The following is a 15534-nucleotide window of genomic DNA, read 5'->3' as shown; positions in this document are numbered from 1 at the left end:
TCGACAATGTCGAGGCTTTTTTTAGTTTTAATAATTATTGTTTTTATTACAAACTAAAGCTTTCTTTTACTTTAGAAACATAATCTAACTTTTCCCAAGTAAATAACTCAACATCTAATGTTTTACTCTCTCCGTTAGGTTGCGTAAATGTTTTTGTAACAACCTCGTTTGTTCTTCCCATATGCCCGTAAGCAGCAGTTTCGCTATACATTGGGTTACGTAATTTTAAACGAGTTTCAATAGCATGAGGACGCATATCAAAAATTTCAGAAACTTTTTGAGCAATTTCTCCATCAGTTAAATTAACTTTTGAAGTTCCGTACGTATCAACAAAAATTCCCATCGGCTCTACTACTCCAATCGCATACGACACTTGAACTAAAACTTCATCAGCTACACCTGCAGCCACTAAGTTTTTAGCGATATGACGTGTAGCATACGCAGCAGAACGATCTACTTTAGAAGGATCTTTTCCTGAGAAAGCTCCACCACCGTGAGCTCCTTTCCCTCCGTATGTATCTACAATAATTTTACGTCCTGTTAAACCAGTATCCCCGTGTGGGCCACCAATTACAAACTTACCCGTTGGATTGATATGGTACTTAATATCATCGTTAAACAACGCTTGAATTTCAGGAGTTAATTGTGCTTTAACTCTAGGAATTAAAATTTCAACAATGTCTTTTCTAATTTTTGCTAACATTGTTTCATCATCCGCAAAATCATCATGCTGTGTAGAAACTACAATCGCTTCAATACGTTGTGGTGTATTATCATCAGAATACTCAATTGTTACCTGACTTTTAGCATCTGGTCGCAAATACGTAATTTCCTTATTTTCTCTACGAATTACCGCCAACTCCTTTAAAATTAAGTGCGATAAATCCAACGCTAAAGGCATATAGTGCTCAGTTTCATTCGTAGCGTACCCAAACATCATTCCTTGATCACCAGCTCCTTGTTCTTCTTTACTAGCTCTATCTACACCTCTGTTAATGTCATCTGATTGTTCATGAATTGCTGATAAAACTCCACATGAATTACCATCAAACATATATTCACCTTTGGTATAACCAATTTTGTTAATTACCTCACGGGCAATTTTTTGAACATCAAGGTAGGTTGATGATTTCACCTCTCCTGCCAACACTACTTGACCAGTGGTTACTAAGGTTTCACAAGCTACTTTAGACTCTGGATCAAACGCTAAAAAATTATCTATTAAAGCATCAGAAATTTGATCTGCTACTTTATCTGGATGTCCTTCAGAAACACTTTCTGAAGTAAAAAAATATGACATAAAAACTTCTTTTATAAATTAACTGTAAGGAAAACTTGAATTGCTAAGTCGCTAAAAGGAGTAGAAATTTACTGCTTTAGCATTTTTGTTTTGAACCTTAGTTCAAATGAGGTTGCAATCAGTCAAATTTTTCCTCAAAAAAATATGCGGCAAAGTTACAATTATTTTACTTACATAAAAACAAACTAATCTTTAAATAAATAGAAAGTATTGATACTATGATAATAAAAAGTAATTTTAGTAAAATTGTATTGGTAAAATATTTGTTTACTTTTGTAAGGTACAACATAAGGTAATAACTTATATAAAAACATAAATAAAATGGCATTAGAAATTACAGATGCTTCTTTTGAGGAAGTAGTATTAAAATCTGACAAACCAGTATTAGTAGACTTTTGGGCAGCTTGGTGTGGACCATGTAGAATGGTATCTCCTATCGTTGATGAAATTAGCAACGAATATGAAGGAAAAGCTGTTGTAGGTAAAGTTGATGTTGATGCAAACCAAGAATTTGCTGCTAAATATGGTGTAAGAAACATTCCTACTGTATTAATTTTCAAAAACGGAGAAGTTGTTGATAAGCAAGTAGGTGCTGCTCCTAAAAAAGCGTATACTGATAAAATTGACGCTGCTTTATAAAAATATTTTAACTGAATATTGTAAAAAAGGTTTGGCTATCGCTAAACCTTTTTTTATTTTCGGTACTGTATGATTAATTTAAGTTCCATTTCTTCAAAAATTAACAATCTAGAATTACTTGCCAAACAAGTAGTAGAAGGTTTTATTACTGGAATGCATAAAAGTCCGTTTCACGGATTTTCGGTAGAATTTTCTGAACATAAACTTTATAATAAAGGGGAAAGTACGCGTCATATCGACTGGAAACTATTTGCTAAAACTGAAAAATTATACACCAAAAAATACGAAGAAGAAACCAATCTCCGATGTCATTTAATTATTGACAATTCTGCTTCAATGCATTACCCTATCAGTAAAAACCAAACTATTGATTCTTTAAACAAAATAGGTTTTACCACGGTAGCAGCCGCTTCTTTAATGGAAATTTTAAAGCGTCAGCGCGATGCTGTAGGATTAAGCGTTTACTCAAATACTTACGAGTATTATGCTCCAGAAAAAGGAAGCGAGCGTCATCGTAAAATGTTACTAAATAAACTTGAAGAATTATTATCTTCAGAAAAATCAACTTCAACTACAGAAACCTATCAGTATCTTCATGAAATAGCGGAGAAAATCCACAGGCGTTCTTTAATTTTTTTATTTACAGATATGTTTCAAACTTCAACAAATGAAGAAGAGCTTTTCGATGCTTTACGTCACTTAAAGTTTAATAAACATGAAGTTGTTTTGTTTCACACTTATGATAAAAAAACAGAGTTTTTGTTTGATTTTGACAATGCTCCAAAAAAATTTGTAGACGTTGAAACAGGCGAAGAAATAAATTTATATGCCGAAAATGTGCAGCAAAAATACCAAGAGTTGAGCTCCAATTTCTTCAACAATCTAAAAAACAAATGCTTACAATATAAGATAGATTATGTTCCGGTAGACATAAATGAAGGCTATGATAAAGTACTTACCTCATATCTTATCAGTAGACAGAATTTTTTATAAAATAACTCTTTTTTATTTAAAAAAAGGTTATATATTTGCATCCGCTTAGAGCAACGGTCTGGTAGTTCAGCTGGTTAGAATACATGCCTGTCACGCATGGGGTCGCGGGTTCGAGTCCCGTCCAGACCGCTAAAGTTTCTCTAAAACACATAACATATTGCTTCAAGCAACGGTCTGGTAGTTCAGCTGGTTAGAATACATGCCTGTCACGCATGGGGTCGCGGGTTCGAGTCCCGTCCAGACCGCGAAAAGCTTCTCAATTTTTGAGGAGCTTTTTTCTTTTTCACACTTTTTTAAAAAAAAGTTTGGTTTAATAAAATTTATTTCCAAGATTTGTCCCGTACAACAAACACAGATATAATGATGTTACAAAACGTATGGCAAGGTTTCTATTTTTACTTTTACTTTTTTAGTAAGAGCTGAGACTTTGTACCATATTGTTAAACTAACAAAAAATAATATAACCAATCAAAGTCTCGAATTTATCGAGGCTTTTTTTTTGATGTAAAATGAAAAAAATAGCCATTCAAGGAATACAAGGAAGCAACCATCATATTGTTGCAAACAACTACTACGGGAACAATATAACTCTAGATGAGTGCTTGTCTTTTGATGTATTGGTTGATAGTCTTATCAATTCAAGAAGTGAGCAAGCAATTATGGCTTTAGAAAACACCATCGCAGGTTCAATTATACCAAACTATGCGTTGATTGACAAACATAATTTGCATATTTCTGGTGAGTATTATTTACCAATCCACCATCATTTAATGGCATTAGCAAACCAGCAAATTAAAGACATTACCGAGGTTTGCTCCCACCCAATGGCTTTACTACAGTGTAAAGAGTTTTTTAAACAACATAAACACATCAAGTTAGTTGAAGATGTTGATACTTCAGCAGTTGCAAAAAGAATTGCAGATCAACAGTTAAAAGGAATTGCAGCAATTGCACCCAAAATGGCAGCAGATATTTTTGGACTTTCTATCATTGAAGATGAAATTCAAACGATAAAAAACAACGCTACTCGTTTTGTTATTTTACAAACAAATATTCCTGAAAATGGTAAAAATGAAATTAATAAAGCTTCATTAAAATTTGAATTAGATCATAAAAGAGGAAGTTTAGCCACTGTTTTAAATGTTATGAGTGATTGCAAACTAAACCTTACCAAAATACAATCATTACCAAAAATTGAAACTCCTTGGAAGTATGCTTTTTTTGTTGATGTAACTTTTGATGATTACAAAGACTATGATAAAGCAAAAGCTATTTTACAAATTATGGCTGAAGAATTTAAAATATTAGGCGAATACAAAAACGGAAGATTATGATACAGTTTGCCAATCGTTTACAAACCGTGCAAGAGTACTACTTCTCTAAAAAATTACAAGAAGTACGTCAATTAATTTCAGAAGGAAAACCAATTATAAATATTGGAATTGGAAGTCCAGATTTACAACCTCCAGCATCAGTTTTAAAAGCTATGCAGGATAGTCTTTTTGATACTGGAGCGCATAGTTATCAAAGTTACCAAGGGTTACCGGAATTCAGACAAGCTGTTGCAAACTTTTATCACAATAATTATGAAGTTGCCATAAATCCCAACAACGAAGTACTTCCTTTAATGGGAAGTAAGGAGGGAATTATGCATATTTCGCTAGCTTTTTTAAATGAAGGAGATCAGGTGTTAATTCCAAATCCGGGGTATCCGACTTATAGTTCAGTAACCAATTTATTAGGAGCTGAACCTATTTTTTATAATTTGGAAGAAGCTACTAATTGGCAACCAAATTTTGAAGCTTTAGAAAAACTCGACACCTCTAAAATAAAATTGATGTGGGTAAACTATCCACATATGCCAACAGGAGCTGATGCAACCAAAGAAACTTTTCAAAAATTAATTGACTTTGGGAAGAAGCACAATATTGTTATTGTGAATGACAATCCGTATAGCTTTATATTGAATGAACATCCGCAGAGTATTTTACAAATTGAAGATGCAAAAGATATCGCATTAGAATTAAATTCGGTTAGTAAATCTTTCAACATGGCAGGTTGGCGTGTTGGAATGTTATTAGGAAAACCTGAATTCTTAACAGAAGTTTTAAAAGTAAAAACTCAAATGGATTCTGGAATGTTTTATGGAATTCAAAAAGGAACTACAAAAGCTTTAGAGTTAGACAAGAATTGGTTTACACAATTAAACAACACCTATAAAAAAAGACAAAAGTTAGTGTTTCAACTAGCAGAAAAATTAGGGTGTACTTATGACAAAAACACATCAGGAATGTTTGTTTGGTGTAAGACTCCAGAAGGAAAAACATCTGAAGAAATGATTGACGAGTTATTATATAACAAGCACATTTTTGTTGCTCCTGGAAGTATTTTTGGTAGCCAAGGTGAAGGATATATTCGTTTCTCATTATGTGTGTCGGAAGAAAAAATTAACGAAGCAATTAGCAGAATATAATGAACGTATTTATCATAGGGTTAGGATTAATCGGTGGAAGCTTCTCCCTAGACATTCAGCAAGAATTTGAGAATGCTACTATCTACGGAATAGACTCCAACGAAGAGCATAATGACCTTGCTTTAGAGAAAGGGATTATCCATCAAAAAGCGACTTTTTCAGAATTGAAAAATGCAGACATTGCTATAATTGCAATTCCTGTAGATGCTTCTCAAGAAGTAATTTTAAAAACATTGGATAATATCTCTGATGATTGTTTGGTCTTCGATGTAGGCTCGACTAAAGAACTAATTTGTGATGCTGTTAAAAATCATCCGAAAAGAAGAAATTTTTTAGCAACACACCCTATTGCTGGAACAGAATTTTCAGGACCAAATGCTGCGTTGACGAATTTATTTAAAAATAAAACCAATATTATCTGCGAAGTAGAAAAAACCGCATTCAAATTACAAGAAAAAGCGTTGGGTATTTTTTCTAAATTAAGAATGCGCATTCGCTATATGGACCCTAAATCGCACGATAAACACATTGCTTATGTCTCACATTTATCACATATTAGCTCTTTTATGCTAGGTAAAACAGTGATTGAAAAAGAAAAAAACGAACGTGATATTTTTGATATGGCAGGTAGTGGATTTGCATCCACAGTACGATTGGCGAAAAGCTCACCTGCAATGTGGACACCCATTTTCAAACAAAATAAAGAAAATGTAATTGAGTCTTTAAATGAATATATCCTTAACTTACAACAATTCAAAAACTTACTAGAACAAGATGATTTTCCAGAGATCTATACCGAAATGGAAAACACCAATCATATAAAACAAATTTTAAACGGAATTTTAGAGGTTTCACCTCAACAATAAAAACTAAAATGGAGAATACAAAAGAGTTAAGAACATGGTTAGATGCTTTCGGATTAGAGCATCCCTTAGTAATAGCAGGACCTTGTAGTGCAGAAACAGAAGAACAAGTATTAAAGATTGCACACGAATTAAAAGACACCGATGCTACTGTGTTAAGAGCTGGTATATGGAAACCTCGAACCAGACCTGGCAATTTTGAGGGTGTTGGTGCTTTAGGGCTAAAATGGCTACAAAAAGCAAAACAAGAAACGGGTATGTTAATTGCTACTGAAGTTGCCAACAAAGATCACGTAAAGCTTGCAATTGAACACGACGTAGACATCTTATGGATTGGTGCCCGTACTACCGTAAGTCCTTTTATTGTTCAAGAAATTGCAGATGCTTTAGAAGGAACTGATAAAATTGTTTTAGTAAAAAACCCTGTAAACCCCGATTTACCTTTATGGTTAGGTGCGATAGAACGTTTATACGCCAAAAACATTAAAAAACTGGGGGTAATCCATAGAGGTTTCTCTACCTATGAGAAAACTAGATATAGAAATAATCCGGAATGGCAAATTCCTATTGAATTACAAAATCGCTTTCCTGATTTACCGCTAATTTGTGATCCGTCACATATTGCTGGTCGTCGCGATATTATTTTTGATATTTGTCAAACAGCTTTAGACTTAAATTTTGATGGATTGATGGTAGAAACTCATTATGATCCTGATAATGCTTGGAGTGATGCTGCGCAACAAATCACACCAAAAACATTAATTCAAATGATGATTGATTTAAAAGTTAGGAAAGCCACTGATACCGAAGCAGATTACCGAAATGCACTAAATACATTACGTACTCAAATAGATGTGGTTGATCATCAATTAATTGAAATGCTAGGGAAACGCATGAAGATTGCAGACTCTATTGGTGAATTGAAAAAAGAGAAAAACGTTGCAATTTTACAAACCAAACGTTGGAACGAGATTCTAGGAAAGATGATTTTAGAAGGACAAGAAAAAGGATTAAGCGAAGAGTTTGTTCTTAAAATGTTTAAAGCAATACATCAAGAAAGTATCAATCATCAAGAAAAAATTATTAACTCATAAAAAAAGCGCCAATTGGCGCTTTTTTATTCCATTTATTGTATTTTCATTCTACCAAACTTTTAACTAAATGAAACCTATTCATACAATAGATGATGTGATAATTGTCTTACAAGATATTATTAACGAATCAATAGAAAACAAAAGTCCGTTAGGATATTTTGCTGCTTTATATCAAAAAGTAACCATTAAAGTAAAAGAAGGCATACAAAATAACTACTTTGATGATAACCAACGAATGGAAAAGCTAGATGTTATTTTTGCGAAAAGATATATTGACGCTTACTACGGTTATAAAAACAACACACCTATCTCTTCTTCTTGGAAAAAAGCTTTTAGTATTTCCAACAATTATTGGTATATCGTTTTACAGCATTTATTAGTCGGCATGAATGCACATATCAATTTAGATTTAGGAATAGCAGCTGCAGTAGTTTCTAAAGAACAAAACATTCAAAATTTACACAACGACTTCAATAAAATAAATGAAATTTTATCATCTTTGGTTAATGAAGTTGAAGATGATTTATCTAAAGTGTATCCTTTTTTAAAAAAAATTCTTAAATTGACTCGTAAAGTTGATGATTTTTTAATTGATTTTAGCATGGAATTAGCTCGTAATGGTGCATGGAGTTTTGCTGTAGAATTAGCAAATACTTCAGAAAGTAATTATGAAAAATTCATAGAAAAAAGAGATAAAATTATTACTGAAAAAGCTGACTTAATTATTTCTCCTGGATTAATTCCTCAATTAATTTTTATGATTATACGAATTTCTGAAAGAGGAACGGTAGCTCAGAAAATTGAAGATTTAACCAATTAAACAATACCCTAACATTCAATTTTTATTCTCATCTTTGTTTTATGACAGGAACGGTTTATAAATCTACAGGAAGTTGGTATTGGGTAAAGTCTAAAGGCGAACTATATAAGTGTCGTATTAAAGGAAAATTCCGTATTAAAGGAATTAAAAGCACCAACCCGATTTCGGTTGGCGATACAGTTGATTTTTCTTTAGAAACCAAAAACGATGAAGAAACTGGATTGATTACCAATATTCATGAACGAAAGAATTATATTGTTCGTAAATCGGTAAACCTTTCAAAGCAAACTCATGTAATTGCTTCTAATATCGATCAAGTTTTTCTGTTAATTACCATAAACAACCCTCCTACTTTCACCACATTTATCGATCGTTTTTTAGTTACTGCCGAAGCGTATTCTATCAAAACAATTTTGGTGTTTAATAAAATCGATTCGTACGAAATAGAACAGCGCGCTGAAATTATGTATCTAAAAGATATTTACGAAGCTATCGGATATGAATGTATTGAAACATCAGCGATTGAAAACACCAATATTGACAAAATAAAAGAGTTGATGACTGGTAAAGTAAGCATGTTTGCTGGTCATTCAGGAGTTGGTAAAACTACGCTTGTTAACGCTATTGAACCTTCTTTAGATTTAAAAACCAAAGAAATCTCTGAACAACACAAACAAGGACAACACACCACCACTTTTGCAGAAATGTTCGATTTAAGTTTTGATGCACAAATTATCGATACTCCAGGGATTAAAGGTTTTGGAGTTGTTGACATGGATAAAGATGAGTTAGGTGATTATTTTCCTGAATTTTTCGCTTTAAAACCAGATTGCAAATTCAATAATTGTATTCATGTAAACGAACCACAATGTGCTGTTAAAGATGCTTTAGAAAAAGAAGAAATTGCTTGGTCTCGATACAAAAGCTATTTGCAAATTTTAGAAGGGGAAGACGAGCATTATCGAACGGATATTTGGGAATAAAGACAACTTTTTAGCTTTTAGAGCTACATCAATTAATCTAATAAATGAAAGCAGTAATTCAACGTGTATCAAAAGCTAGTGTTAGTATTGAAGGTAAGAAAGTAGCCAACATCCATCAAGGGCTATTAATTCTACTGGGTATTGTTGATGAAGATACACAAGAAGATATTACTTGGCTCACAAAAAAAATTGCCAATCTTCGTATTTTCAATGATGAAGAAGGCATAATGAATACATCATTACTAGATGTTAATGGAGAAGCAATCGTAGTAAGTCAATTTACCTTGCATGCTTCAACAAAAAAAGGAAATCGACCTAGTTATATTAAAGCTGCAAAACCTGATGTTGCGATTCCGTTATACGAAAGTTTTGTTCAACAGTTTGAAGTAGAATTAGGTAAAAAAGTCCAAACAGGAGAATTTGGAGCTGATATGAAAGTTGAGTTGTTAAATGACGGACCTGTAACTATTATTATTGATACTAAAGACAAAGTGTAATTGTTATTTATTGATGTACATACACACAGTTCATCTACTCAAAAAGATGTTTTTTCGATTGAAAATAAGTACCCTAGCTCAACTGATTTTAGCCAACCATTTTCTATCGGAATCCATCCATGGTACATTACCCAAAATACTATACAAGACGAATTAAATTTTATTGAACAACAACTTGTTTCTGAAAACTGCTACGCGATAGGTGAATGTGGTTTGGACAAAGTAACAGAGGTAGATTTTTCACTTCAATTAGAAGTTTTTAAACAACAGATTCAGCTTTCAGAAAAACACAAAAAACCATTAATCATTCATTGTGTTAAAGCTTTTCAAGAAATTATTCAATTAAAAAAAGAAATAAAACCAAAACAATCTTGGATTGTTCACGGATTCAATAAAAATCACCAAATTGCGCTCGATTTAATTCGACATGAAATATGTTTGTCTTTTGGAAGAAGTTTACTAAAAAACAAAAAGTTACAAGAAACATTTCCTAAACTTCCGTTAGCGTTTGTTTTTTTTGAAACTGATACATCCGAAGAACATATTGAAGATATTTACAACATTGCTACTGAACAAAGAAAAACTAAAAAAGAAGAAATAATAAATACAATAAAACACAATTTTAATAGAATTTTTAAAAGATGAGTTGGTTAGAGCGTACCGAGTTATTGGTTCAAAAAGAAGGGTTAGAAAAAATTAAAAAAGCCAACGTTTTAGTTGTTGGACTAGGTGGAGTTGGATCGTTTGCAGCAGAATTTATTGCACGTGCAGGTGTAAAAAAAATGACAATTGTTGATGGTGATGTTTTTGACAAAACAAACATCAATCGTCAATTACCTGCATTGCATAGCACTATTGGAAAATCAAAGGCAACTATTTTAGCTGACAGACTTAAAGACATCAATCCAGAAATTGAATTAACTGTCATAGAAGAGTTTTTATCACCAGAAAGAGCTTTCGAAATTGTAACTCCTGATTTTGACTATGTACTAGATTGTATTGATAGTATTAGCCCAAAAATCAACCTAATTGTTGCAGCTCGTAGAAAAAAAGTAAAGGTTGTTAGCTCAATGGGAGCTGGAGGTAAACTAGATGCTTCTAAAGTTAAAGTGAAAGATATTAGCAAAACCAAACATTGCAAAATGGCAAGAGCCATTCGTAAACGTTTAAAAGAATTAAAAGTTGATAAAGGCGTTAGAGCTGTTTATTCTGAAGAAATTCAAATTCCAGAAAGTTTAAAATTAACTGATGGGAAAAACTTTAAAAAATCGTATTACGGAACTATAAGCTACATGCCTGCTGCATTTGGGTTACAAGCTGCTTCGTGTGTTGTAAATCACATCTTAACAAAAAAATAATTTCCACGGAATCTATTTTTAACTATATTTGTTTCAAATTATTAAAAACTAAAAAAATGAAAAAATCAATTTTAGCTATTGCTTTTATAGCATTAACAGCTGTTGCATGTAAAACTGAAAAGAATAAAGCAGAAACAGGAGAGGAAGTAAAAGAAGTTGAAAAGGTAGAAAACGTAATCAATTCTTATAAAGCTAACGTAAGCGAATCTACTGTTTCTTGGACAGGTAGCAAGCCAACTGGTTCTCATAACGGAAAAGTAAGCTTACAAAACGGAGTTTTTGATATTGAAAACGGAACTTTAAAAGCTGGTGAATTTACAATTGATATGACTACCATTTCTAACGAAGATTTAGAAGCTGGTAAAGGAAAAGAAAACTTAGAAAAGCACTTAAAGTCTGGAGATTTCTTTGATGTTGAAAAATTTCCAACTGCAAAATTTGTAGTTGCTAGTTCTGAAGAAAAAGACGGAAAATTATTCGTTACTGGTAATTTAACTTTAAGAGATGTTACTAAGAGTATTTCTATTCCTGTTACAATTTCTGAAAACGGAGAAGAAGCTACGTTAACTAGTGAAACTTTTAGCATTGATAGAACTGAGTTCGGAGTTACTTACAAGTCTAAGAAAATTGATGCTGCTTTAAAAGACAAGTTCATTAACGATTTAATGGAGCTTTCTTTTGAAATTAAAGCTAAAAAATAAGCTTAGTTATAAACTAAAAAAAGGGTTGACTTTGTCAACCCTTTTTTTATGCTTTTATAAATTCTTCAACTTCAAACAATGTTTTAAAGTGTTTTAAAATTTTTTGTTTTACTTCTTCTTCTGATATTTTTTCACCCAATTCAGCTTCCATAGAAGTCACTGCTTTTCCTCTAATTCCACAAGGAATAATATTATCAAAATATCCTAAATTTACATTTACATTCAGTGCAAAACCATGCATAGTAACCCATCTGCTTGCACGAATACCCATTGCACAAATCTTTCTAGCAAAAGGAGTTCCAACATCTAACCAAACACCAGTTTCGCCTTCACTTCTTACTCCTTTAAGACCATATTCAGCAATTGTTAAAATGATAGATTCTTCTAACAAACGTAAATATTTATGAATGTCAGTGAAAAAATTTTCAAGATCTAAGATTGGATAACCAACAATTTGTCCCGGTCCGTGATATGTAATATCTCCTCCTCTATTAATTTTATAAAAAGTAGCTTCTTTTTCCTTCAGCTTCTCTTCGTTTAATAATAAATTATTGATGTCTCCTGATTTTCCTAAAGTATATACATGTGGATGCTCGACAAACAAAAAGTGATTTGGTGTTTCTATTTCATCAGTTCCATTTCTTCTTTCTTTTTTTAAGGAAACTATTTCATCTAACAAACTAGTTTGATAATCCCATGTTTCTTTGTAATCTTTTCTACCTAGATCACTGATTCTTATTTTTTTATTCATAAATTAGGCGTCTAAAAACCCCTGCAAAGGTAGGGAAAATTAACTTTTTACTGTTATAAGTAAGACTAATCAATACTTAAATTATGTCTAAAAGAAACTCCCTTCTCCTATTCTGTATTCTATTTCTTTCAGCAACTAGTTTGTTCTCTCAACAGTTTTGGACGAAGACATATAAAGAGGCTATTCAGCAACAAAAAAAAGAAATTCTTTCTTCTAAAACATCTCCTAAACAATACACTTTAATGAGATTAGATGTTGAAGGGTTTAAAAATGCGCTACCAAATATTGCAGCGAAAAATTCTGACACAAAAATTATAGAATTACCAAACGCTAATGGTGAGTTAAAAAGGTTTGCTGTAAAAGAAACTCCATATTTAGCTCCTAAATTAGCAGAAAAATTTCCTATGATAAAATCTTTTTCTGCTCAAGGAATTGATGAACCGAGTGCTACCGCTAAAATAAGTATTGGAGAAGACGGAGTACACGCAATTGTGTTTTCAGTAAATGAAAGTACTTTGTATATTGATCCTTACACAAAAGACAAAAAAGAATATATTGTTTTTAATAAAAGTAATCTTTCTGATTACAAAGATGAATTTGAGTGTCGCGTTAATGATGCTGTTTCAGAAAACACCTCAACTTCACAGCAAAGAAAAAATGCAAATGATGGGCAGTTAAGAACTTACCGTATGGCTATTGCTTGTACTGGCGAGTACTCTCAGTTTCACTTAAATAGAAATGGAACACCAGCCTCAGCAACTGAAGCTGAAAAAAAAGCAGTTGTTTTATCTGCTATGAACACAACAATTACCCGTATAAACGAGGTATTTGAAAAAGACTTAGCTGTTAGAATGGTAATTGTTGGCAACAATGAAAATTTGATTTTTCTTGACCCTAATACAGACGATTTAACCAATGATAATGCTGATCTTTTAATAGACGAAAGCCAACAAAAATGTGATAGCGTTATTGGAGATTCTAATTACGATATAGGACACACATTTAGTACTGGAGGTGGTGGACTAGCTACATTAAACTCAGTATGTATATCTGGATCTAAAGCAGAAGGAATTACTGGACGTAGCCAACCTGTTGGTGATTCATTTGATGTTGATTATGTTGCTCATGAAATTGGACATCAATTTGGTGCAACTCACACGTTCAACAACTCATGTAGTAGTAATAGAACCAATGAAACTGCAGTTGAACCTGGGAGTGGCTCAACAATTATGTCTTATGCTGGTATCTGTTCTCCTGATGTGCAAAATGCTGTGGATGACTATTTCCATGTAGTTAGTATCAATCAAATGTGGAATCATATTCAAGGGAACGGAAATTGCGCAACAACATCTAACACCGGTAATAATGCTCCAACTGCAAATGCTGGCAATGATGTTAGTATTCCTAAATCTACTCCTTTTGTTTTAAAAGGGCAAGCTACCGATGCAAACGGAACTAATACTTTAACATACACTTGGGAGCAAATTGATAATGAAATTGCTGTAATGACTCCTTTATCAACCAATACAGGGGGACCATTGTTTAGGTCATTATCTCCTTCAAGTTCTCCTAACAGATATTTTCCTGCTCTTCCTACAGTAATAAGCGGAAATACATCTACTACTTGGGAAGTTTTACCTTCGGTTGCCAGAGAATTAAATTTTGCTTTTGTTGTGAGAGACAATCACTCTGGGGGTGGTAGTTCTGCAAAAGATGAGGTTAAAATAACCATTGAAGATATACAACCTTTTATTGTTACCAATCAGTCTGCATGGGCTCCTAACACTACCAGAGATATAAAATGGTTAGTTGGAGAAACCAATGTTTCTCCTGTAAACTGTCAAAATGTAAACATTAAATTATCAACAAATGGAGGTACCTCTTTCGATATCATTCTTGCGGAAAACACTCCGAACGATGGTACGGAAACCATTACACTTCCTAACTTACCCGCTACAAAAGAAGCTATATTAATGATTGAAGCTGCAGATAATATTTTTTATAATATCACTCCAAAATTCGAAATAGGTTCTTCTCCTGATTTTTCTTTATCTAATCTTAGTGGTGATATTGCTATTTGCGGTACGGTTTCAAATACTCTTGATTTTGAGTTAGATTTTGTAACTTCGAATGGATTTAGTGATAATGTTACTTTTTCAGCTACAGATGTCCCTAATAATTCATCTATTACATTTGATAAAAACACAGTTAATAATAACTCAAAAATTATTGCTACTCTTAGCAACATTAATAGTTTAACAACTGGAGATTATATCATTAAAATAACAGGATCTTCTAGTTCAATAACTAAAACAATTAACCTCTATCTTAATAAAAACAACAATATATGCAGATCTTCAGGAACAACTGAATCTCAACTAAGCATTACCAATGTAACTTTTAATAGCATTAATAATAATTCTAATAAAACAACAGGTTATTCTAATTTTACTTCCTTAAGCACACAAGTATCCAAAGGTCTTAGTTATGATTTAACAACTACTATTAATACTGATGGCAATAACAATATTAAAACTTTTGCTTGGATAGACTGGAATCAAGATTGTGTTTTAGACATAACTGAATCTTATGAACTAATAACTAACACAGTAAAAATTTCTGTTCCTGAAAATGCTTCTTTAGGCTCAACAAGAATGAGAATAACCACAAAATTAAACACTAATCCTGATTCATGTGAGTTAGGACTGAACGGTGAAGTAGAAGATTATACTATTACAGTTGAGGAAAGTTTTGCAACAAGCAACACATTATTTGATGATTTGCAAATTTATCCTGTCCCTACAGATGGTAAACTTACCGTTAGCTTTAAGGTAAAAGATAAAAACTCAACCATTATTAGACTGTTTGATTTTAGAGGAAGACTTCTTGATACTCAGAAATTCTCAACCATTTCTAGTGCTTTTAATAGAGAAGTTCAGCTTAAAAACACTTCTTCAGGATTATATCTGATGCAAGTAGAAAATGCTGACAAACAAGTCACCAAAAAAATAGTAATTAGATAATAAGAAAGGCGAGCTAAATAGCTCGCCTTTCTTATTACA

General features: G+C 32.5%; 15 protein-coding genes and 2 tRNA genes. 15 read left to right on the top strand and 2 right to left on the bottom strand.

Features of this window, described 5'->3' with window-relative positions; genetic code table 11:
- Positions 1-46 precede the first annotated feature (46 nt).
- On the bottom strand, positions 47-1300 hold the full coding sequence (metK, locus tag ACKTST_RS02405) for a methionine adenosyltransferase (RefSeq protein ID WP_408046203.1): 1254 nt from the start codon (positions 1298-1300) through the stop codon (positions 47-49).
- 321 nt (positions 1301-1621) lie between these two features.
- On the opposite strand from metK, the gene trxA reads away from it, so the two are divergent.
- From trxA to ACKTST_RS02335, 14 genes are all read left to right on the top strand, one after another.
- Positions 1622-1939, top strand: a complete 318-nt coding sequence (trxA, locus tag ACKTST_RS02400; protein WP_408046202.1) for a thioredoxin — start codon at positions 1622-1624, stop codon at positions 1937-1939.
- 69 nt (positions 1940-2008) lie between these two features.
- On the top strand, positions 2009-2932 hold the full coding sequence (locus ACKTST_RS02395) for a DUF58 domain-containing protein (RefSeq protein WP_408046201.1): 924 nt from the start codon (positions 2009-2011) through the stop codon (positions 2930-2932).
- A 55-nt stretch (positions 2933-2987) separates the two neighbouring features.
- Positions 2988-3061, top strand: a tRNA-Asp gene (locus tag ACKTST_RS02390).
- Positions 3062-3103: 42 nt separating this feature from the next.
- Positions 3104-3177: transfer RNA gene (locus ACKTST_RS02385), tRNA-Asp, on the top strand.
- 264 nt (positions 3178-3441) lie between these two features.
- Entirely contained in the window at positions 3442-4266 is an 825-nt protein-coding gene (locus ACKTST_RS02380; protein ID WP_408046200.1) for a prephenate dehydratase, read from the top strand.
- Positions 4263-5405, top strand: a complete 1143-nt coding sequence (locus ACKTST_RS02375) for a pyridoxal phosphate-dependent aminotransferase (RefSeq protein WP_408046199.1) — start codon at positions 4263-4265, stop codon at positions 5403-5405. The genes ACKTST_RS02380 and ACKTST_RS02375 overlap by 4 nt, the downstream gene beginning before the upstream one ends.
- Complete coding sequence (locus tag ACKTST_RS02370; protein WP_408046198.1) at positions 5405-6271, top strand: prephenate dehydrogenase; 867 nt, start codon at positions 5405-5407, stop codon at positions 6269-6271. The genes ACKTST_RS02375 and ACKTST_RS02370 overlap by 1 nt, the downstream gene beginning before the upstream one ends.
- A gap of 8 nt (positions 6272-6279) precedes the next feature.
- On the top strand, positions 6280-7362 hold the full coding sequence (locus tag ACKTST_RS02365; protein WP_408046197.1) for a chorismate mutase: 1083 nt from the start codon (positions 6280-6282) through the stop codon (positions 7360-7362).
- Between the two features lie 67 nt (positions 7363-7429).
- Positions 7430-8182: a DUF5995 family protein gene (locus ACKTST_RS02360; protein ID WP_408046196.1), complete on the top strand. Its 753-nt coding sequence runs from the start codon at positions 7430-7432 to the stop codon at positions 8180-8182.
- Between the two features lie 41 nt (positions 8183-8223).
- Entirely contained in the window at positions 8224-9165 is a 942-nt protein-coding gene (rsgA, locus tag ACKTST_RS02355) for a ribosome small subunit-dependent GTPase A (protein ID WP_408046195.1), read from the top strand.
- 44 nt (positions 9166-9209) lie between these two features.
- The gene (gene dtd / locus ACKTST_RS02350) at positions 9210-9662 is read left to right on the top strand and encodes a D-aminoacyl-tRNA deacylase (RefSeq protein WP_408046194.1); all 453 of its coding nucleotides are present in this window, start codon (positions 9210-9212) and stop codon (positions 9660-9662) included.
- A complete protein-coding gene (locus ACKTST_RS02345; RefSeq protein WP_408046193.1) occupies positions 9663-10307 on the top strand; it encodes a TatD family hydrolase in 645 nt (214 codons plus the stop codon).
- Entirely contained in the window at positions 10304-11020 is a 717-nt protein-coding gene (locus ACKTST_RS02340; RefSeq protein ID WP_408046192.1) for a tRNA threonylcarbamoyladenosine dehydratase, read from the top strand. Before ACKTST_RS02345 ends, ACKTST_RS02340 begins: the two co-directional genes overlap by 4 nt.
- 56 nt (positions 11021-11076) lie before the next feature.
- Positions 11077-11721 carry a YceI family protein gene (locus ACKTST_RS02335; RefSeq protein WP_408046191.1) on the top strand — a complete coding sequence of 215 codons (645 nt, stop codon included), beginning with the start codon at positions 11077-11079 and terminating at the stop codon, positions 11719-11721.
- Between the two features lie 46 nt (positions 11722-11767).
- On the opposite strand, the gene lipB is transcribed toward ACKTST_RS02335, so the two are convergent.
- On the bottom strand, positions 11768-12472 hold the full coding sequence (gene lipB, locus ACKTST_RS02330; protein WP_408046190.1) for a lipoyl(octanoyl) transferase LipB: 705 nt from the start codon (positions 12470-12472) through the stop codon (positions 11768-11770).
- A gap of 83 nt (positions 12473-12555) precedes the next feature.
- Between lipB and ACKTST_RS02325 the strand changes: the two genes are divergently transcribed.
- Entirely contained in the window at positions 12556-15495 is a 2940-nt protein-coding gene (locus ACKTST_RS02325) for a zinc-dependent metalloprotease (protein ID WP_408046189.1), read from the top strand.
- The last annotated feature ends 39 nt before the right edge of the window (positions 15496-15534 follow it).

This window comes from Tenacibaculum crassostreae, from assembly GCF_964512405.1.
Classification (GTDB): Bacteria; Bacteroidota; Bacteroidia; order Flavobacteriales; family Flavobacteriaceae; genus Polaribacter; species Polaribacter crassostreae.
The sequence above is the reverse complement of the archived record's forward strand: the minus strand, read 5'-3'. Positions and strand labels throughout refer to the sequence as shown.